This is a genomic window from Microvirga arsenatis, from assembly GCF_009910705.1.
GTDB classification, from domain to species: domain Bacteria; phylum Pseudomonadota; class Alphaproteobacteria; order Rhizobiales; family Beijerinckiaceae; genus Microvirga; species Microvirga arsenatis.
In genome coordinates this window covers 367,309-387,772 of record NZ_JAAAXJ010000002.1, presented here as the reverse complement: position 1 = coordinate 387,772, position 20,464 = coordinate 367,309, and the positions used below count along the sequence as shown (strand labels likewise).

General features: G+C 67.9%; 18 protein-coding genes. 8 read left to right on the top strand and 10 right to left on the bottom strand.

All coding sequences use genetic code 11. From position 1 onward, the window contains the following. Positions 1-4 precede the first annotated feature (4 nt). The 7 genes from GR303_RS05075 to GR303_RS05045 form a co-directional block, all read right to left on the bottom strand. Positions 5-1,150 (bottom strand): TniB family NTP-binding protein, encoded by a 1,146-nt coding sequence (locus GR303_RS05075; protein WP_161721092.1) that lies wholly within the window; start codon positions 1,148-1,150, stop codon positions 5-7. A 36-nt stretch (positions 1,151-1,186) separates the two neighbouring features. Then, the gene (locus GR303_RS05070; protein ID WP_161721093.1) at positions 1,187-3,370 is read right to left on the bottom strand and encodes a Mu transposase C-terminal domain-containing protein; all 2,184 of its coding nucleotides are present in this window, start codon (positions 3,368-3,370) and stop codon (positions 1,187-1,189) included. 1 nt (position 3,371) lies between these two features. Next, on the bottom strand, positions 3,372-4,337 hold the full coding sequence (locus tag GR303_RS05065) for a TnsA endonuclease N-terminal domain-containing protein (RefSeq protein WP_161721094.1): 966 nt from the start codon (positions 4,335-4,337) through the stop codon (positions 3,372-3,374). Between the two features lie 100 nt (positions 4,338-4,437). Then, on the bottom strand, positions 4,438-4,881 hold the full coding sequence (locus GR303_RS05060) for a hypothetical protein (RefSeq protein WP_161721095.1): 444 nt from the start codon (positions 4,879-4,881) through the stop codon (positions 4,438-4,440). A gap of 68 nt (positions 4,882-4,949) precedes the next feature. Further along, positions 4,950-5,330, bottom strand: coding sequence for a hypothetical protein (locus tag GR303_RS05055; protein WP_161721096.1), 381 nt, complete (start codon positions 5,328-5,330; stop codon positions 4,950-4,952). A gap of 98 nt (positions 5,331-5,428) precedes the next feature. Next, positions 5,429-6,283 (bottom strand): Mu transposase C-terminal domain-containing protein, encoded by an 855-nt coding sequence (locus GR303_RS25280; protein WP_161721097.1) that lies wholly within the window; start codon positions 6,281-6,283, stop codon positions 5,429-5,431. 1,547 nt (positions 6,284-7,830) lie between these two features. Then, positions 7,831-8,400 carry a helix-turn-helix domain-containing protein gene (locus GR303_RS05045; protein WP_246205220.1) on the bottom strand — a complete coding sequence of 190 codons (570 nt, stop codon included), beginning with the start codon at positions 8,398-8,400 and terminating at the stop codon, positions 7,831-7,833. Here GR303_RS05045 and GR303_RS05040 point away from each other — a divergent pair. The 8 genes from GR303_RS05040 to GR303_RS05005 all read left to right on the top strand — a co-directional run bounded on the left by GR303_RS05040 (position 8,399) and on the right by GR303_RS05005 (position 16,342). Next, positions 8,399-9,481 carry a hypothetical protein gene (locus GR303_RS05040; protein WP_161721098.1) on the top strand — a complete coding sequence of 361 codons (1,083 nt, stop codon included), beginning with the start codon at positions 8,399-8,401 and terminating at the stop codon, positions 9,479-9,481. The two genes, GR303_RS05045 and GR303_RS05040, sit on opposite strands and share 2 nt — an antisense overlap. A 199-nt stretch (positions 9,482-9,680) precedes the next feature. Beyond that, a complete protein-coding gene (locus tag GR303_RS05035) occupies positions 9,681-10,100 on the top strand; it encodes a hypothetical protein (RefSeq protein ID WP_152584410.1) in 420 nt (139 codons plus the stop codon). Positions 10,101-10,142: 42 nt separating this feature from the next. Further along, the gene (locus GR303_RS05030) at positions 10,143-10,931 is read left to right on the top strand and encodes a metallophosphoesterase (RefSeq protein WP_161721099.1); all 789 of its coding nucleotides are present in this window, start codon (positions 10,143-10,145) and stop codon (positions 10,929-10,931) included. A gap of 91 nt (positions 10,932-11,022) precedes the next feature. Next, positions 11,023-12,741, top strand: coding sequence for an AAA family ATPase (locus GR303_RS24605; protein WP_246205221.1), 1,719 nt, complete (start codon positions 11,023-11,025; stop codon positions 12,739-12,741). Between the two features lie 72 nt (positions 12,742-12,813). Then, positions 12,814-13,851 carry a metallophosphoesterase family protein gene (locus tag GR303_RS05020; RefSeq protein ID WP_161721100.1) on the top strand — a complete coding sequence of 346 codons (1,038 nt, stop codon included), beginning with the start codon at positions 12,814-12,816 and terminating at the stop codon, positions 13,849-13,851. A 93-nt stretch (positions 13,852-13,944) separates the two neighbouring features. After that, positions 13,945-14,853: a 3'-5' exonuclease gene (locus GR303_RS05015; RefSeq protein WP_246205222.1), complete on the top strand. Its 909-nt coding sequence runs from the start codon at positions 13,945-13,947 to the stop codon at positions 14,851-14,853. A gap of 134 nt (positions 14,854-14,987) precedes the next feature. Next, positions 14,988-15,944, top strand: a complete 957-nt coding sequence (locus GR303_RS05010; RefSeq protein ID WP_161721102.1) for a hypothetical protein — start codon at positions 14,988-14,990, stop codon at positions 15,942-15,944. Between the two features lie 41 nt (positions 15,945-15,985). Beyond that, a complete protein-coding gene (locus tag GR303_RS05005; RefSeq protein WP_161721103.1) occupies positions 15,986-16,342 on the top strand; it encodes a hypothetical protein in 357 nt (118 codons plus the stop codon). A gap of 134 nt (positions 16,343-16,476) precedes the next feature. Here the strand turns inward: GR303_RS05005 and GR303_RS05000 are convergent, their stop codons facing one another. From GR303_RS05000 to GR303_RS04990, 3 genes are all read right to left on the bottom strand, one after another. Then, positions 16,477-17,910, bottom strand: coding sequence for a UvrD-helicase domain-containing protein (locus GR303_RS05000; RefSeq protein ID WP_161721104.1), 1,434 nt, complete (start codon positions 17,908-17,910; stop codon positions 16,477-16,479). Further along, positions 17,903-19,816: an ATP-dependent nuclease gene (locus GR303_RS04995; protein ID WP_246205226.1), complete on the bottom strand. Its 1,914-nt coding sequence runs from the start codon at positions 19,814-19,816 to the stop codon at positions 17,903-17,905. Before GR303_RS04995 ends, GR303_RS05000 begins: the two co-directional genes overlap by 8 nt. Positions 19,817-19,897: 81 nt before the next feature. Continuing rightward, the gene (locus GR303_RS04990) at positions 19,898-20,377 is read right to left on the bottom strand and encodes a DUF411 domain-containing protein (protein ID WP_161721106.1); all 480 of its coding nucleotides are present in this window, start codon (positions 20,375-20,377) and stop codon (positions 19,898-19,900) included. Positions 20,378-20,464: the final 87 nt, after the last annotated feature.

The window sequence follows — 20,464 nt, the reverse complement described above, 5'->3', positions numbered from 1 at the left end:
GTACTCAGCTCCTCTTCGTCAGGGCGGCCATGACGGCAAGATTGCGCTCGGACTTGCGTCCACCCCCGCCCCGCTTCGGCGCCTGTCCACCCCGCGGTTGGGGACGAGCCCTTGGCACGGGCACATCGTCCTGGGGCAGGGGCGGCGGGAGTTCGCCCTTCCACGCCTTGCCGAAGGGATTGACGAGCCTCTCAAGCGCCTTGTCCTTGCGGAAGGCGCGGTCGAACGCCTTCTCCAGCACGGCGAACGTGATCTCCTTGTCCTTCTTCTCGCGCATGATGACGCGCATCGCCATGGCCAACAGCTTCTTCAGCCGGCCGATCACGCCGCGGCTGGCGTAGTAGAAGCGCTTCGCGGTGGTGTAGTCCCCAATGTCGATCTCCCCCGCGAAAGGGAAGGGGCTCTCGCGTTGGAAGGCAGCAAGCAGGCCGTAGAAGAAAAGGCGGCTCTCCGGCTCCTCGTCGTCGGCCTCCTCGTCCGGGACGTCCTTCGGCGGAATGTCCCGGCCCCATTCGTAGGGCGGCATCGGGATGTCGTTGTCCCAGCGGCGGTCGAACTGCCCATCCTGTTCGACCAGCAGCCGCATCCGGGGCAGGCCGAGGAAGATGAAGCTGATGCCGGTGTTGCCATGGCGCGACTTGATCCAGTCGATCAGGTCCGCCGCGGTCAGCGCGCCGTTGCGGTCGACGGCGCGCTGCGCCTCGTCGATCAGCACTCCCTTGGTGCCGCAAGCCCTCAGGTACAGGTCGACACGGTCCTCCAGATCCTCCCGCTTGCCCTTGTTCCAGAGCGGGTCGCCGAGGGCCTTGAGCATCGCCTTCGCCACCGGGATCACCCGCGGCCGCGACGGCATCTCCAGGGCCAGGAGCGGCACGTCGTCGACGGTCAGCTCCTCCCCGGAGGCCAGCACCGTCCGGCGTCCGTCCTTCGTCACGGGGTATCTTTCCACCAGCTTCCCGAACAGGGTCGACTTGCCGATGCCGGTGACGCCGCTGATCATCACGCACGGAACCTCGGCGGCGGAGCCGTGGAGGCTTAGAACGTCCTCGACCTCGACCATGATGTCGTCGAACAGGGGGTGCTCGACGAAGACGCTTTGCATGACGGCCCACGGATTGGACGGGGTCGGGACAGGGACAACGGCATTCATGGGGGGTACCTTTCGTGGGTGCGGTTGGTGCCGGGCTCAGCCGCGGCCAATGGAGCGGTTGGTCTTGAAGGTTGGGATGGCGCGCCGCGGCCGGACGGGGGCCGCGCCCGGGGCCTCCGAGGCCGGTGCCGCGGCTGCCGGCGCGGGGCCGCCGATCTGCTTGACGGGCGGCACGGCGACGGGCTGCGGCGGGGGCAGGAGCGGATTGAGCGGCAGGCCGGCGAAGGGACCCGTCAGCCGCGGCAGATTTCCGCCCGCATCGAGATTGGCGATGATGTGCTGCGAGCCGACACCCATCGCGCGCGCGATCAGGGTGTTCGTCCGGATGCTCAGCGCGTCGGGCAGGGCATGCGCGATCAGATCCTGCAGGTGGAGGCGCGACTCGATGAGCGCCTCCAGCGACTTCCGGCCGGACAGGCGGTCGGCGTGCCGCAGATACAGCTTGTGGCAGTGGAGTTCGAGGCCCTCCGCGTAGTCGCCGTACCCCATTTCCCGCGCCGTCGCCGGGATCCACATCTCCACCTTCGGGTCCCAGACGTGGATCTTGCCAAGGTTGAGCGGGTTCACCTTGACCCTCACCTTCAGCGAGTGGCCGTTGCGGTCGCGCACGCGGCTGAGGCCCTCGGAGTAATAGCGGATGTTCTCGTAGACGACGCCGCGGTGGTCGAGGAGCTGGCCCTCCCGGACGATGCCGAACATGAGGTCGAGATCGGTGCCGTCTTCCGGGAACTCAGGGTCGACCTGGGCCGTGCCGGCGCTCCAGCGCTGGTCGGGCGAGAGGCGCGTTCCCGGCGTCGGCTTCTGGTGGTAAACCTCCAGCAGCCAGCAATGCAGGATGTAGAACAGGTGCCGGAAGCCCATGACGGCGTTCCGCGTGGGGTCGTAGTCCTGGCCGTCGATCTCGTCCCTGGCGGCGAGCACGAAGCCGTTCATCTCCTGGAGCCACTGCGTGTTGGCGACCTGGAAGGCGCCCTCGACCTCCGACTTGGTCCAGGGCATGCGGGCCGGGGTGAAGTCGTAGGGAATGTCGAGGTTGCCGGCGATGGTCTGGATGGTCCTGCCGTGGGCCTGAAGGCTGTTGTCGAAGGTCATGTGCCGCGGCAGGCCGGAGAAGCGCCAGGGGGGAAGGCCCGGGTACTCCTTCGCCACATAGCTCTTCATCGAGGCGGCATGCCGGAGCGTGCTGCCGATCACCAGGTCGCCCGGCGGCTCGAACCCCAGGTAGACCCCGATGATCGCGCCCGTGTACACGTCGACCAGCCAGGCCAGCCACGGGCGTCCGAGCGGGATGCCCAGGATCTCGTCGATCACGAAGATCGGCAGCCGCGTCTCATCGAATTGCACAAGGTCGAGGGCGTGCTCCGGATCGACGCTCGGCCGCGGGAAGCGGTGCATCTGCCGCGCTCTCACAAGACCGTACTTGGCGATGTCGCGCAGGCGGGCGTCGAACTCGTTCCAGTGATTGTAGAACGTGGTCTTCTCGGGCATGCGCAGCGTCTCGCCCGGGTGCCTGAGGCGCTCGGCCTTGACCCGCTTCAGGACCCTGCCCATGATGGAGGCCATCACGGGATGGACCTTCCCTCCCGGCTGGTTCCGGTGGCGCGCCGCCTCGATCTCGGCCGCCATCTCCTCCTTCATGATCCTCGCCACCAAGGGATGCAGCTGCTTGCGGTTGCCGCGCTGGTCATGGTCGCCGCCGAGGTCGCGGTGCTCGTCGTAGGCACGGTAAATCGCGCACCACCGGTAGTAGGTGGCCTGGCTGACGGTTTGCTCCTTCCCGAGATGCTCCAGCCCAAGCGTGCGGCCGAGTTCGTCCAGCAGCGCCTGCAGCACCGTGGTTCCGGTGGCCGCGCCGTTCACGATCACCTTCGCCGTCTTGGTGCCCGGAGCGGTGCGTTCGTCGACCGTGCGGATCACGGCCCGGCGGAAGGCCACGCGCTTCTGCTTCGCCGGGTCCATGTCGCTCAGCGGCACGCCGTGCCGGCGACGGCGCTCCCGGCGCTTGTCCTCGGTGTCCTCGTCCCGGTCCCCGTCGAAGCGCAGGTCCCCCTCGTCATAGAGGTGTTCGAGCTCGGTGCGCGGCTTGTCCGTTCTGACGCCGTTCTTGGTGTTCTTGAGCTCCCAGTGCTCCACGCCTTCCTTGGGGAAGGACGCCACCATCTGGTACCGCGTCCGGCCGATGTAAATGTGGACGCCGACGGCAAAGCTGTGGCGGGCCATGTCATTCCTCCCCGTCGACCGAACCGAGCCAAGTCATCAGACCGCGCCCCAGGCGCACCGGGGTGGCGGGACCGAGCGGAGGGCCATCGAGGTCGACGGCCAGAAAGCCGCGGCGGCAGAGCGCGTAGACGTGCTTGCCCTCCAGCGCCGGGAAGCGCGTGAGGATCTCCGCGATGGTCAGGCAGCCAGCGTCGCGCAGGGCAGCGGCGAGCCCATCGCGCAGGTCCGTCTGCGGCACCGGCGCGAGGCGGTGCCGCCAGATCAGGGTGAGGTTGGGCCAGCGCGGCTTGCGGTGCAGGTGGCGCTCGGTGACGACCCTGAAGGAGTAGCCAAGGCTGTTCAGCGCCGCGCCGATCTCGGGCCAGCGGGCCTCGTTCTCCTCGCGCGCGGCGTCCTCCTCCGGCTTGACCTCCTCGAACACCCAGTCGGGCCGCAGGACGAGGCAGTCCGGCCGGTGGAACCGCACCGCGCCGCTCCGGTCGAGGTACTGGAGACGGATGGGCTGCTCGACGAACATCAGGACCGAGGGATCAAGCTCGTGGTGCAGGAAATTGTCATGCTCCGAGCTGGATGCCGCCCGCAGCGTGCGTCGCGTCTTGAGGCTGTGGAACCGGCTCCGGCGGCCGCGCTGGGAGCTGCGGGGCGAGCGTCCGATGGCCATCTCCGGGACGGCTTCGAGGCCGAAGGCGAGGGCAGGATGGCGGTGGGTGATCCGGACGCCCGAGAGCGGCTCGGCCGGTCCTGCGGCGGCGGGCCAGTCCCGCGCGACCGGTTCGGGGTCATCGGGCGTCAGCGGCTCGGGAACCGGACTGGCGAGCCTGGCGCGGAAGTATGCCGCCAGGTCTCCGGTGTGGTCCGAGCCTGCCGTCGCGGCGGCAGGCTTCGGGAATGCGGGCAGCGTCAACGGGGTCTGCTCGCGGTTGGCGGCGCGGGCCGCAAGAATGGATTGGGCGGGCGTCATGCGCATCGCGGGGTTCCTTGATGCCGCGCGCCACCGGGGCGACGCGGCCGCTGGAGAGGGTGAGGTTGAGGGGAGGAGCGCCTCCGGCGTCGGTGCCGACCGGTGCTCAGCCCGGGCGGGAGCGCCTCGCCTTTCGGATTTCGACGACGACGGACTTCTGTGCTCCGCACAGGCCCCATTCGCACTCGAATGCGGACATCTTGCCGTCGTCGGCATCTTCGGCGGGAGGCGGCTCGCCGTAGTCGGTCGGTCCGATGGCGTCGACCGCCGCCGCGGCATGCCCGGCATCGAGACCGGCATCCACGAGAACGGCGATGTGCCGGCGGCGGCGGGCTGCCGCGGTGGCATCGTCGACAAAGGCATCGCCAAGTGAAGGAGGAGCGGAGCCGACGCATGCGTGAAGCTCACGATAGTCGCGATAGCCGAGCATCTCGGCGACGAGGTCCAGGCAGGCGAAAAGCGGCAGGTCGTAGCCGAGCGCGGCGACGAACTTCTTCAGCTTCTTGGCGTGCAGCTTCGGACGCGTGGTGGTGATCAGGTTGAAGCGCATGGGATGATCCATCGGATGAACAGGGCGGGGGCCGAGGGCCCGCGAGGATGGGAGACGTCGCCGCCAGATCAGAGGGGGTGACCAGCGTCCGGTTTGACGGGCTGTCCCGGAGTTGGATCCGGCCCGGGCGCCGCCCTCCCGCCACCCTGCCCGAGCTCCTGCGCGAGGGCCCTGAACTTCGCGCGCCGCGCCAGCGTGCTCTGCACGGCGACGGTGGTCATGGCGGCATAGATCTGGTCGGTGCAGCGCAACCGCCCGACATAGCCCGTGGGGCGGTGCCGCACGACGATGAAGCGGAGGTCGGTCGGGTCGAAGATCACCTCCACTTCCCTGAGTTCGTCGCCGATCTCCGCGCGCAGGCGGTCGAGCCCCGCCCCGGTGTAGTTGAGGTCCAGGAATTCCACGCGTCCGCCTTGCACAGGGGCGGTCGCCACAGGATGTGTGGCCATGGTCAGGCTCCTTGTCTGTCCTTGGGTTGGATGGGTGGTTGTCGATCCGGGGCGGCTTGAGCCGCCCCCGGGCCGTTTCGGCCGGGTTTCGGTGCGGCTCACCCTTTGGGCCCGTTGCCCCTGTCACGGCACCCTTGGCACGCCGCGATCCGCATCCACCGCCCCGATGGCTCCTGCACCGCGATGCAGGACGGATCGGACGGATCGACCCGCACAAGGATCGTATCGGCGCCTGCCGCCCGAAGCGCCGCCAAGCCCGGGTCCTGGTACCGGCGCCCGCCAACATGGATTCCGGTGGCCGTGAGCCGTCGGATCAAAAGCCACGCCTTTGCCGTCGCCGCCGGATCCGCCGGTGGCTCGTCCGACAACACCGTCCGCCCTTGTTCAGCGGGCATGAGGCACGGCCGGCCGTGGCCGGAAATGCGGACCAGTCGGGTCTTGGGCTGCTCAGACGAAGGATCGCCCGCGAACTGGAGTCCACGCTTCAGGTAGCGCCGCACGGTTTCCCGGCTCGGCACCGTCAGCTCCCTTCGCGAGTTGCGCGAGGCGGCGCAGACCTGGAGGCGGACCTGCTGCCAGACCTGGTCGATGGTGGTTCCCCGGGGGGCCGCCCGGTAGGAGAGCACGGCCTCTGTGAGAATGGTCTCGACCACGGGCGAGAAACGCCGCCGGGCGCGGTTCCTCGTCCGGGCGACCAGTTCGGTGTTCTGACCTTCTTCGCTCTCGCGAAGGCGGCGGACCCACCGTTCCAGCGTCGACCGGTGGGGCAGGGACGATCCGGGCTGGCCCTCAGGCTGCGCGACGGCCGGAACGGGGTGTCCGGACGCATGGGCCAGGGCCCTGGCCAGCCGCTCGCGGGCGGCCTTTTCCGCTGAGTAGTCCGGCGCGGCGCTCCGGCCGGTCAGCCGGGGCGCCGGAGCGTCGCCGGTCAGGGGCAAACCGATGTCTGCCACGGGCCCGTCCGTCGGACGCACGGGGGGACGGGATCTGCGGCGGTGGCCGGCAGCCCCGTCTTCCCTGGTTGGCAAGGGCTTCTTAAACTTTGCCATGGTACGGCTCCTTTGCGGTGCGCTTGGTTGCGCGGGATGGCACGGGCGCTCGGGGCGCCCGCTCTTGCACTTTGCCGCTGGAGCTGTCAGAAAGACGCTGCGCCCCCAAAGGCGCAGGCCGACCTTCTCCCGACAGCCGTCATCGGGCTGGGAAGTCGAGCTCCTTGCGGTGGACCTTGGCAGGGACGGTACGGGGCGCCTGGAAAACACACCGGCCCGACCCTTGGGGTCCTGCAGTTTCAGAAGCGCGTGGCCACGGATGGCCGCGCGCTTTCTGTTTTGGGTTCGGCTCAGGCGGTTGCCATTGCCGGTCCCGCACCGGAAACCCGGCCGCGGACGACCTTGCCCGAACAGGCGGCTCGGCCGTTGGGGGCCGGGCGGATCGTCCGGGGGCGGATCCCGGATTGGACGCCCTGGCCGGGAACGGAGGCCAAGGGCATCTGGTGGACGGGGCCATGCCGGGCCCGGTCGCAGTGGGGGAAGGGTGGGGCTGTTGCGAAGATGCCGCCCGGCCCATCGAACGCAGGCAGAGGGGATAGGCGCCCTGGCGGGGAGGCGGCGCCGTGGCCGGCTCGACGAGCCGACGCCACGATCATGACGACCGATGGGCCGGCCGTTAGGCCTGGCGGATGCGCCCCAGCGGGAGCGGTGTCGATTTCGGTTTTCGCAGCATCCGCACAGCTAAGCCTAAGCGCGGCCGTGGAGCAACATCTTTCCTCCGACATGGTTGATGACTGGTTAACCGGGCGGACACGGCGCGCCGGCAGAGCCGGTGGCCGGCCCTTGCGGAGACTTGGCCGCCAGGACGGCCGCGGGCTTGCAAACATGGGCAGACCTCCTTGGGTTTCGGCAGCCTCGCGTCGCAACTAGCGGCGGAAGCCTGGGCCGCCCATGCGTGCTGGCCACCGCCCGCCGTTGCGGCGCATGGTTTGCCTGAGCGAGCCCAGGTGAGTCAACAGGATTATTGGAGGCTTACTTCATGAAGCTGCCTGTCGACTTTGGCCATGTCCACGGGCAAGAAGCAAACGCAAGAAGTAGTGCTGTAATCCTTGCCTTATCCTTGGTGGGAAAGGATTGAATACTTGATTCTTTGCCGGATCTTCAGGGCTGGAGCTTGATTTTCCAATCTCCGCAACGGCTTAGGGATATCCTTCGCAAAAGCTTGTATCGAACGATGTGCACAAGGATTCAATCCACGCTCCTTTCTCCGGCGGGCGCGTCACGGGGTTCGGCAGCCGGGCCCCTGTCAGCCTGGGCGGAGGCGCGGCGACCGGCAATTATACCATTGGTATAAACAAAAAGCGAGGCAAATCGAGGCCGCCGCGTCAAGCCTGGCCATCTCGGTTAACGCCTCCGGGCCGAATCACAATCGGGACGGTTCATGCAAGCATGCCAAGCCACCCGGTCCCGTCCATCCTCGCGCGCGAGACACCGAGCTGGCAGGCCCAGGCTCACGCGGCCGGTGGCAAGGACGCCTTGCGCGGCCTTCCCCGCGGACGCGGCGCCTGCTGCCCCCCTCCTTCAGCCTCGGCTCCGTCAGCGTCCGATCCTGCGCCTCGTTCCCGTCTTTCCGGCGAGCGGGACTGCCGCTCGAACTCCGGCCGATCCATCTCCGTGACGACGCCAGTGCAGCCGTCGCCCTTGAGGAAGCGGGCACCGCCAGCCTCCAGCGCCGCGCGCAGCTTTGCGACGGACTTCGCTGCGATCCTGCGGAAGCCGTTCTCAAAATCATTGATGTAAAGTTTCGAGACGCCCGCCGCCTCCGCGAGCTGCCGCTGCGAAAGCCCGAGCATCGTCCTGGCCGCCTGGCACAGCTCCCCCGGAATAGGCTCGTCGGCCGGGAAGCCGTTAACCATCAGCGCTTCGAGCGCAGGCGGCCGGGCAGGATTGTCTTGAAAAATTCGTATACCAATGGTATAGTTCCATTTCTTCGTCGCTCCTGCCGTTCCATCTCCTCCGGACGTCGCCCCCACGTCCGGCCCTTGGTGCCGGCCCTGTTTGAGGGAGAGTTTTTCCGCCATGATCCCCGCCTTTGTCGCCGTCGATGGGCGCTCCGTCAGCACCCACGCGGCCTTGCTTGCTGCCTGTGGCCTCGGCATCGCCGCAAACCGACCCGTGACCCTGGTCCGGATCACGGGAGCGGCCGAGGCGGCGCTCCCGAGTCCGGAAACGATGCCAGATGCCGTCCGCGTCGTCGAGCATCCGCTCGCTGCGGCAGGACACCGTCCAGCCGTCGACCGGGCCATTGCCGCCGCCGAGGGCGACGGCCGGGCCGTCGTGCTCGACATGCCACTCGCCGAGCTCACCGACTGGGCCGGGCCGGCGCGCGCGCGAGTGCTGCCGGTCGTTCCCGTCGGCCCGGCCCCGCTGGACGAGCACCTCGTCGCCTCGGCCCTCCACGACTTGGCGGCCGGCATGGGTCCGCGGGAGCCTGGGTCCCGGCAGGGCATGGACGGGGGGCCGCAGGCCGCACGCCCTGTGCCGTGGCTGCTGGGATGCGGGCGCTCCGGCGGCGGACCCGCCCTGGCCGGCTTCACCGAGACCATGCAGGCGCTCCTCACCGCCGACGCCGGACCCGTGCCGGCCCGCGTCCTGCCCCTCACGCTGCCGCTGCTGAGCCGGGGCGAGGCGGCCTCGCTGCTGGCCGGACAGCCCCGGCCCTGGTTGTTGCGCTCGGGCGTGCTCCTCACCGCCGCCCTGCGCGCCGTCGCCGCGGCCCCCTCCGCGCCGGACATCGACCCTGCGGCCTTCGCCGAGATCCTGGGGGCGGGCGATCCGACGCGGATCACGGCGGACGAGCGCGACGAGCCGGAGCGGCTGCGCGACCTTGCGGACGCGCTCCAGGCGATCCGCGACGGGAACCCGCCCACGCCGGAGGAACTCGCCACGGCGCCGGTGCTCGATGATTGGGTGCGGACGACCCGGCCCGTCCGCATCCTGGAGGGCCGATCCTATGGCCATCCCAGCATTCCTTCCGGACGGCTGGTCCGGACCTCGGAGGTATACGCCACCGACGGCCGCACCTACGCCCGCACGCTTTCGCGCCTGTACAGGCTCGGGACCCCGGCCCAGGACGGGTCCGCTGCCGCTTCGGTGCACTGAGTCGATCCCGACCATCACCCCGCCAGCCATCAGACACCGAACCCGGGACCAGGCCCGGGCAGCCGACGGAGCAACCATGCCGCCCATCGTCAAGCGCCCCCAGCACATCAGGCCGGCCGTCCCCCGGCCGCGCAAAGTCTCGCCCCCCGGTGGAGCCCGCGCCGGTCGGCGGCCGCGACGGGGCGGCCGGCAACGGCACGTGACGGCCACGGAGCGGCAGGCCCTGGCTTTCTGGCGCACCCTGGCCCCGGAGGAGATCGGGGCCGGGCGCCGGCGCGTGCTGGAACGGGTGCTCGCCCTGAACGGCCCCGCGTCCGTTGGCAGCCGGCGCCTGCATGCGCGGGCCAACTCGGCGCTCGTGATCGGAGCCGCGGTCGATCTCCTGCTGCGCCGCGGCGCGCTCGACAGCCGCTACGCCGACTTCGTCATGAGCTGCCTTCTCGCGCACGGGCTGCAAGGCGATGCGGCCTCGCCGTTCATTCTGGCCCACGCGCTGTCGCGCCTGGCCCGCCAGTCGGAGCGGCATGCGGCGTGCCTCGACCTGTCTGTCCGGTGGCGGCAATGGAGCCGCCGTCCCGCACCCGGCCCGCTGACGGACCCGCCGCAGCCACCGGCCTAGCCGACCTGCCAATGTCCCTAACCCCAGCCCTGGGAGGATTGCTTGCGACTTTGGATCTTGTCCGACCTTCACCGGGACGTCGGGCCCGCATGGGCTCCTGCCACCATCCCGCAGGCTGACGTGGCCGTGATCGCCGGCGACATCGGCGAAGGACTCGTGGACAGCATCGCCTGGGCGGGCGAGACGATACGGCCGCACATGCCCGTGCTGATGGTGGCGGGCAACCATGAGTTCTACCGCAGCGAACTGCCGGCGGAGCTGGCCAGAGGCCGGGCCGCGGCGGCCGAGCGCGGCATCCACCTCCTGGAGAACGACAGCGTCGTGATCGGGCGGGTGGGCATCACGGGTTGCACCCTGTGGACGGACTATGCCCTCGACGGTGCCGTACTGCGGCCGCTGGCGATGGAGTCCGCGCGCCGTGGCATGAACGACCACCGACGGATCGCCTGGGCGACCAAGCCCCAGTGGCGACGCTTCCGACCGGAGGAGGCCGCCGCCCTTCATGCGGCCTCGCGGGCCTATCTCAGGGAGGTCCTGCTTGGCGACCTGCGCGTGGCGGACGACCTCGTATCGCGTGTGGTGATCACGCACCATGCTCCGAGCCGGCGGTCGGTGGCGCCACAGTTCGCCAAGAGCGCCCTGAACCCGGCATACGCATCCGATCTGGAGCCGCTCATCGAGGCGGCGGCGCCGACCCTGTGGGTCCATGGCCATATGCATGCGAGCGTCGACTACCGGATCGGCGGCACGCGGGTCGTGTGCAATCCAAAGGGATACGGAACCGAAAACAGCAAATTCGACCCGGCGCTCGTCGTGGAGGTCGCCTCATAGGCTGGGGCCCGCCTCAATCAGAGGCACCGAATTCGCCCATCCGCGTCCCTGTTGGACTGCGGATCCGTCTACCCGACACCAAGGCTGCCCCATGTCACGTATCAAGCCCGCGCTGGCACGATCCATCGTGCTTCGGGCGTTTCCCCGGGTCCTCCGGACGGCTCTCGACGCCGACGGCATCCACGGCGAGCCCGCGAAGCAGCTCATTGTCGATGCCCGCGCGCTCGGCGCCGGTCTTGGCGCGACGGTCCAGCGCTGCCTCGACGCCGCCGTTGGAACGCTCCGCCTGCCGGCGGACATCCCGCTGGCAGGCACCTGCTCCATGCTCGATGAGGTTGCCGCCCTCACCGACCGGCCCGCGGCGCGGGAGGTGGCAGACGCCTTGCTCATGCTCCTCGGCCCCGCGGGTGAACGGGACATCGCCATGCGCCTCGCCTTGGCGGTCTGGCGCGACGCGGAGCGGCTCGACGAGGTCGGAACGGCCCTTGCGCGGCTGAGCCTCCTCCTGGCATCCGAGGGAGACCAGGAGGAGGCGCCGAACCCGTTCGATGACCTTCTTGCCCAGGTCGACGATCCTGAGATGGGCGCCACCTTCCCGGCGAGTGCGGCCGTCCGGACGGATGCTGCCCAGCAATGGCGCCAAGCGCTCGGCGCGGCCTACAACGGGCTCAAGAAGGACGTCGCCTGCTTGGGCACAGGGTTGTCAGTCATGGCTGTCGGACGCGTGCCGGAGGCCTATGCCTACGAAACACTGGCGACCGTGGCCCTCAAGGCCGGCCGCCTCGTCCTCGGACCGGTCGAGCGCCTTGCGGTGGCGGAGGAACGCCGCCGCGTCGCGGAGCGCAAGGCGGCCCTCGCCCGCCGCAAAGAGCAGGAAAAGAGCACGCAGACACCGGCGTCCCAGCCGGACGCGGCACCGGCCGACGCTCCGCCTCCAGAGGGCCATGTGATTGTCTGCCGGTCCGCAGGCGAAACAGGAAGCAGCCGGGGCAGGGAGGCTTGGCGCGGCTACGAGCATGTCATCGGCGCTGCGTTGCCCCTGGTCGCCACCCCCGACCTGCCGGCGGTCCGCCGGACCCTGCTCCGTGAGTTCCCGCAGGCTGAGGCTGTCATCGACCAAACATTGCGGTGGCTTGTGGGCCGCCCTTATGTGCATCTTGGACACCTTCTGGTCGAAGGGGCGCCGGGGTCGGGGAAAAGCCGTTTCGTGAGGCGTCTCGGCGAGGCCTTGGGCATGGGTGTCTTCCGCGTGGATGGATCCAACGACGGAGGCGGCTCGTTCGGCGGCACCGAACGGCGGTGGTATTCGACCGAGCCGTGCCGCCCCTTCATGGCCATCGCCCGGTTCCAGCAAGCGAATCCGCTGCTGCTTGTGGACGAGGTCGACAAGGCGCCGACCCGCTCGGATTACGGCCGGCTGTGGGACTCCATGCTGCAGGCGATGGAGCCGGAGACGGCGGCCCGCTTTCCCGACCCTTGCCTGCAGGCGGACCTCGACTTGTCTTGGGTGTCCATGATCTGCACCGCGAACGAAGTCTGGCGTCTCCCTAGTCCCCTGCTCGACCGCTTCCGCGCCGTCCTGTTCTTTCCCGAGCCGGGTCCCGAGCACCTGGACGCCCTTCTGCCCGCCCTGGTCGAGGACATCGCCCGCGAGCGGGGACTGGATGCGCGCTACTTTCCGCCCTTGGACGGCATCGAACGGGATGCCCTCCGCACGCGCTGGCAGGGTGGCTCCGTGCGCAGGCTTCGGCGCATGGTCGACGCGGTCCTGCGGGTCCGAGAACACGCCAGCCTTGCAAGGCCGCAGTGACGCTTTCCCTCCCTTGATCCCGACCGGCTGAACTCCTGCGGCCCAAAGCCCAATGGCGGAGACCTCGCGAGAATGACTGACGCACCTCGGACCACGCCGAAGCCAAGAACCATTCCTCCGCTCCCGAAATCCACTCCCGGCACGCCGACCGCTCCCCTGCGCCGGCCCACCCACGACGCCTCCCGCGGGCGCGCGGCCGCCAGGTCGGCACCGGCGCGTCCCAAGGCCGCGCCGGATTGCGGCATGCGGTTCTGGATCATGTCCGACCTGCACGTTGATGACGGACGCCTCCCGCCCTTCACGCTGCCGGACCATCTGCCGGACTGCGATGCAGTCCTGATCGCGGGCGGCGTGGCCTCGGATCTGGAGGAGGCGCTGCGGTGGGTCGACCGCTCCTTGCGCAGCCGTTGCCGCGATCACCCCATCCTCATGGTCCCAGGCAACGAGGAGTACTGGAACGGGCGCCCGATGGCCGAGACCTTGGCCCGCGGTCGCGAGTTCGCGCGCAACACTGGCATCACGCTGCTCTCGGACGAAACCGCCAGCCTCGTCGACAGGCAGGGGCGGGGCGTGCACGTCGTCGGTGCAACGCTGTGGACCGATTGGGGCCTCAATGGCGCCGACCGGGCCACCGTTGCACGTGGCTTTGCGCGCGGCTCGTGGCCAGATTGTCAGCGCATCATCCTGACGCAACAACGGTCTTGGTCACCGCACGTGGCCGCCGGCGCGCACGCGCGGTCACGTGCCTACATTGAAGACGTCCTCGGCAGCATCGTCTGCCAGGAGCACGGCATTCGCCCGTCCCCGGAGTCGATGATCACCGGCGTGCGACCGGGCGACCGGGCCGTCGTGCTGACCCATCACGCCCCATCCCGACGCTCCCTGCCTGACGACTGGATCGGCTGGTGCTCCACCGAGCGCTGGCTGCCCACAGCCCATGCGTCCGATCTAGAGCCGATCATGCAGAGCTGGGGCGCTCCCGCCCTGTGGGTCCACGGACACGTGGCGGGAGCCGTCGACTACCGGGTCGGGAAAACCCGTGTCGTGAGCAATCCCGGTGGCACCGGGCACACCGACGCTCCCAGCCCGGGGCTCATCGTCGAGGTCTGAGCCGCTCGCCCCACCTGCACCTGCCCGGTCGCCTTTCCTTCAACGGCCACTTCGTCACCCCTGACACCGCTGTCGTTCACCATGGAGTCCACGATGCAGCACGACCGCCTGATCTGCCTCGACATCGAAACCGTTCCGGACCGCGATCTCATTCCTGCGGACTGGCCCGCCGACAAGTTCCCAAAACCGATCTGGCACCGCATCGTCGCGATCTCGGTGGTGGAGGCAAGGATCGAGCGCGACGAAGGCACGGAGCAGGAGCGCTACGTCGTCGAGTGCTGCCGCTCGGGTGGACGCCCCGACTGGAACGAGCGGCGCATCCTCACCGCGTTCTGGCGCCACTTCGCGCAACGGAACATGCGCATGGTGACCTGGAACGGGCGGGCCTTCGACATCGCGGTCCTGCAACTGCGCTCCCTGATCCATGGCATCACCGCCGACGCCTGGAGCCAACGCGGCAACAGGTGGAACAACTACGCCCAGCGTTTTGCGCCGGACTGGCATTGCGACCTCATGGAGGTGCTCTCCGACTATGGGGCGAGCGCACGGATGGGCCTGGACGAGGCGGCCCGCGCGATGGGCCTGCCCGGCAAGATCGGCGGTCACGGCTCCGAGGTCGAGGCCATGGTCGAGCGGGGCGACATCGAGCAAGTCAGGGCCTATTGCGAGGGCGATGTCCTGAACTTGTATGCCCTGTACGTTCGCTGGGCATTCCTCACCGGGCGGATCGATGCGGCCGGGCACAACGCCAGCATGGAAAGTCTCGTCAGCTGCCTGGAGGCGGGGAGGGCGGAACGCCCGCACCTGGGCGAGTTTCTCGACCGCTGGCAATCGTCGGATCGTCCTTCCCCGATGCTTGTTGCCGTTCCGGCCGTTGCCGCAACACCCGTGATGCCTGTCCCACTGGCCCGGGGCCTCGCAGCGCTTCGGCGCCGGCAAACCCGTGGTGCTCGGACCCGTCGGCAACCTCTTGGTAACCAAGCAGCGATGTTGTTCGCCTGACCCTCTAGTTTCTAGAGGTATATCAATGATATAATTCTTACATGCTCGAAAAGGGCGTGCCCGTACCAGACGCACTAGGACATCGACCCGACAAAAGAGGGCGGACCAGCGCACCAGGGGGCTGGAGAGGTACCATGATCGTTGCGTTCTTCGCGGACGATACATCCGCATCCCATGCGGCGCTGCTGACCGCCCGTGGCCTTGCCACCGTCGACAGGCCGGCGACGCTGGTCCAGTTCACGCACCCCGGTGCCATCGCACTGAGTGCTCCCTCGACAGCATCATCCGTCCCGGTCGTGCGGATCGATGCAGGAAGCCGCCCGCTCGCTGATCTGCGACGGCTGCTCGACCAGGTGGAGGAGGACGGCGATCTAATCCTGGCCGCTCCGCTGCATCTCATACGCTCGCCGCTGCTGGCTTCTTGCCGCCATCTGCCCGTGCTGCCATGTGGCGCGACATTCATGGGGACCGCCGCGATGAAGAAGGCTGTCCACAGGCTCAGGAACGCTTCCCCGTCGGACCGCGACGTGCCGCATTGGCTTCTTGCCTGTGGCTACCACAACGTTGCGGACACTATCGGAAACGTTCACGATGAACGCACAGCGTCGACGCGGCAGCAGACGACCCGCCTTCTTCCCCTCGCGATGCCCCTCCTGCGCCGGGCCGACACCGCAGCGCTTATGGGGGGATCGCCGGCGCCCTCCATCCTGCGCCATGGGCTTCTGCTGGCCGCCGCCTTGGAAGCCGCCGCCGCCGATCCGTTCGCCGATTGCCTCGACAGGGCAGGACTTGCCGACATGCTGGATCCCGGCCCAGGCCTAGAGGACCGCCGTCTTGGCGAGAAACTGTCAGCGCTCGCGGACATGTTCGAGTTGCTGTCGGACACCCACCAAACCGTTCCCGCCGCAAGGGGAGCATCCCGCCGCCCTGACACGGATCGCGGTCCCACCTTCCTGCCGGCTGGAACGGCTCCAAGGCAAACGGCCCGTTCCAGCCGCCCCGCCCGCCGAACCGCCATCATGCGCGAACTCCATCGGCGCACTCCTCCGTTCACTCTCGCCAACGCCAGGCCGTCGCTGCGGCGTCCCTGACCTTCAAGGTCGCAAAGGTCCAACCACAAGGACGATCACCCATGCCATACGCCGCAAACACCATCCGTGCCCTGGCTGTCACCCCGGAGGTCTCCCGACCACGCCGCAGGGGTGCAGGCTCCCGCGTGGCTCGCCCGGTCGAGACCCCGACGCAGCCCCTCATGCCCTCAGGCAGCGTCGCCGCCACCCGCCGCAGCCCACGGTCGACAGCGACGGCCATGAGGGCGCGCATGCCGGTTAGCCTGCCGGAGTCGTGCCACAGGAGCGCGATTGCCGACACCCGCCAGCCGCACGGTGGCGTTGACACAGGCCAATCCATTGAGGGATTGCTCGACGAGGAGTTCGACGACTTCGGCTGTGACCTTAGCACCCTCCTTCGGCTTGCCAACGGTCCCTGAGGGCACACCACTGCGCCATTGGACCTGCCGATCCCAACGCGGGATCATCCATGCGATTGCGCCACGTGCCGGGCCAGCCCAGGTTCTGCTCACGATCCAGCCTCCTGCCAGAGGGAGCAGTGTGTGAGGCAAGGTTAGTTCACATGTGGGTTGAGGACTTGGCTCCGGGAACAGATGACAAGGGATGTAGAACCCCGAGTCATTGACACATAGAGGTGGCGGGCATCGAGCTCATCCGCATCCAGGATCACGGCGACCTCGCCCTCCAGCCCCTTGAGTAGCAGATTGCTGCCAACGGCACGCCGCGGAAGCGCACGACCCAGGAGCCGGCTCTGCTCCCGGACATGGACGGCAGCGTCGTGGAACGAAAGTGATCCGCCGGAGGCATGGCACATTTGAAGGGCCTTGAGGCACGCCCGCATCATGCTGGACCGGTAGGTGATCACGCCTGGGGTCTTGCCGATCTCCACCAGCACGTCGGCCACACCGCTGTACGAGGGTGCGGCGACGAAGTTCAAGCCGGCCTGCTCCGCCGCGCTCGCCGCGAGACGCGCCGTTCCCCGTCGTAGGGAGTCCACCCGACGGATGTAGTCGGCTGCGCCGACGTTCGACATGACGGACTGGGCGAAGGTGGCCACGACGTCGAGGGCGTCGGCATGATGGAGGTTCAGCCTGCCCGCGAACTGGGTGAGATCCTTTAGGTCCACGGCCTCAATGGCCTGGGCTCCGGGCGTACGCCGCGCGATGTCCTGCTGAGCGGCGGGTTTGGTGCTGTAGCCGATCACGAGGACCCTGTCTTCCGCGGACAACCCCTTGGTTCGGGCGGCCGCGAGACGGAGCTTTTCATCGTCTGTCCCGTCGAGGTGCACCCAGGTCACCTCCGCCGGCGCGTTTCGCAGGTCGATTCGTTCTCGGTTCAGGAGCTTTTCTCTGACGTCGAGCAGCCAACGCCCAAAGTGTTCCGTGCCCGCGCGGATCCAGCGCCACGGCTCGGACAGAACCCCGACCTCAGGGAAGTGCGCGCGGACATGCTCGTCCCAATCAGGCATGGGTACGCCTTTGAACCCGAAGATCGATTGCAAGGGATCACCCAAGACGCACGTTGGCAGCACCGTTGACGCATACCCGACGATGCAATGCTGCGGGACGGAGCAGTCCTGATATTCGTCCACGATGATGCGGGAATAAGTGGCCGCAAGTACATCGTTCACATGGCCACTTTCGAGCAATGCATGCGCGGCGTTGCGGATCACGGGATAATCGTTCCTGGGGTTCTGGAGCATCAGAACAGCCGGGTCGATGTCGCTCCGGGCCGGAAAGGCTGATATCAGGCGCATCGACCAGCCATCGATGGTCGACAGGCGGTACCGCTTGGCTGGGATGCCAAGACGGTCGAGCCTGCTCCGCAGCGCCGCCACACCAGCGTTGGTGTGTGTGAGCACCAAAACCGGCTTGTCGTCCCCGCACCGGGCCAGCGTCGACGCAATCAGTTGCGTCTTCCCGCACCCAGCCGGTGCGGTGACGGAGCCCAGTCTGACACTGAGGAGATCGATGTCCGCGTCAGCCATGGGAAGCCCATCCGATCAATGATGCGATTGTCTGGACGAAGGTTGCGTCGGCCTGCGGCAGGTCGGGCGCCACGATCTCCCGCCCAACGGTCTCCATATCGGTGACGGATTTGAACCAAGCCGATTTCTTGGCCTTCGCGGCTCTGCCGAGGGCGATCCTCAGGTCGGTGCTGATCATCCCTGCAACCGAGGCCAGGGTGAAGCGCCTGTCCGCCGAACGGATATGGCTGTCGACCGTGTCGTCCCCATGCAGGTCGACAGCCAACGCCACCAGCTTCCGCACCCCCTCGTCGGAGAGGCTGAGGAAGAGCTCGTCCTCCGTCGTGCGGCCGCCCTGCCACACAAAGAGCTGCCCGCCTGCGGCCGTGAACGCTTGCTCGGCTTCCGGCGTGGGCTGGATATCGTCATCCCGAAGGACCGCGATGCGGTAGCCCAACTTGCGGAAGGCTTCCGCCCCACGGTAGATCTTCTGGGCTCCGCCGATGTCCACGAGGAACGCACCCGACGCGAAAAGGGACGTTTGGCCTTGCGCCGCCACCAGGTGCTGGTCGAGGCCTCGCAGCAACCCCACTTCGCTTGCCCCCTCGCAAACATAGATCGAGGTCGCGAGGAACGCTCCCGGATAGGATCGAACCGTACCTTGGATGTCGTCCTCCGCACTGGACCGCAGGATCTCGTGCCGCACGTCCGACCGACGGACGACATTGAGCTGGTCCACGGAGAGTTCGCTCAAAGCGACGGGCGAGTGGCTCGTCGCGAAGACCTGCAGGGGCGGCTCGCGCTCCTTCGAGCCCAGGGAGTTGACGAACCGGATGATCCGATGCGGCTCAAGCCCATGCTCCAGCTCGTCCACCAGAATGATCGTCGACCGTTCGGCTGCCTTGCGCTGCAGCCCCGCGATGAGCAGCCGCGTCGAGCCGATGCCAAGACCACGGAGCGGTACGCCACCATCGTCGTGCAGCGAAATCGTGCCGCCGACGAACGAGACGGAATGCGCGTCAAGCATGGCCTTCACGGACGGGCCTACCGGAATGCCGAGCTCTCTTGCCGTATTGGCCACGATCCCCAGGGTGGCGCCAAGCTGCGTTTCCGCCTCCTGGCCAAAGGCCGCGCGGGCATCCCGTGCGGCCTTGGCCAAAGCCGACGACGCGTCCGCGCGCTCGGTCGAGACACGGTTGAGAACGGAGCCCCGCTGCCATCCCAGATTATGATGCGCGACAGCTCCGATCCTCGTTGGTGCCAACTTGACGCGATCAGCCCACTGCAACAGGCGCGATTGCCCCTGGGCGGTCGCGCGGTCCGACACAAGGCACCAGGACGGCTCCAGATCACTTTCGACCTCAAGCTTGATTGTCAGGACAGTCTCCAGGTCGACACCAGGCTCGTCCTCGACCTCGCCCGTGTCCTTGTTAAACCCTCGGAGGTACAGCCCGTAGCTCTCGAAATTCTTCTGCGTGTCTTCGAGCTCGCCGACGGTGACCAGGATGGTGATGGACTCGTCGACATTCAGGTTGTGAAAGTCTGCGTCGGTGAAGGTGGCGTTGCGCCGGGCGCCTAAGCACAAGTCTAACGCGTCAAGGATCGTCGACTTGCCGCTGTCGCCGGGACCGACGAGGCAATTGATGCCCGCCGAAGGCACCCAGCTGAGTTCCTTGATGGATCGGAAATTGCGGATCTCGACGACTCGTACCCGTGCCATGTGCAGGCATGCCCCATTGTATGTTTGCCCCCTGTTATCCGCGCGCATGCGACCGGTGAAGCTGCTGTCGGCAACGTACCGACAGGATCGGCGGAAAAGCCCTGGGTGTGACTGGGAGGGCACAATAATGGACGTCGGTCTTGTCACCTGGCTTTGGGTGGTCTCACGACCGTCACGGACATGACCTGGCCACGGGTCCCGGCGCATGCCCGAAGAAGGGAGCCCCGCCGAAGCGGGGCTTGTTTCGCTCTAGCCCCAACGCCGGGGTGTTGTCGGACACGGGTGCAATCAGGCTTCCTGGCGGCCCCGATAGCGCGCGAAGGAGCGCTGGCCAGACGGTCCGAACAGGATCACCTCATAGGTGTCGGGCTCCATGCCTTCGACCTCCATCCCAGGCGATCCGACCGGCATCCCGGGAACGGCCAGCCCAACTGCCTGATGTCTCTCGGCGAGCAGTCGCTTGATCGATGGGGCGGGCACGTGCCCTTCGATCACATAACCGCCAACCTCGCCGGTGTGGCAGGACGCCAGCGCCTGCGGCACGCCAAGGCGCGTCTTGACGCGGTTCATCTCAGTGGTCTCGACGACTTCGACTTGGAAGCCTGCCTGCTTCAGGTGGTCCGCCCACCCGGAGCAGCAACCGCAGTTCGGATCTTTGGTGACCACCACCTTCGGCAATCCCTCAGCAGCGCGGAGCGGCGCCGCAACGGCCGCTCCGGCCAGTCCGGCGATGAAGGCTCGCCGGGTCCATGCGAATGCGTTGTTCATAGCGTTTTCCTTGGTTCTCTTCGTTCGAGTCGTTGAGATGGTCGGCCTTCACCGGAAGAAGACGTATTTGACGAGGGCAGCGACGGC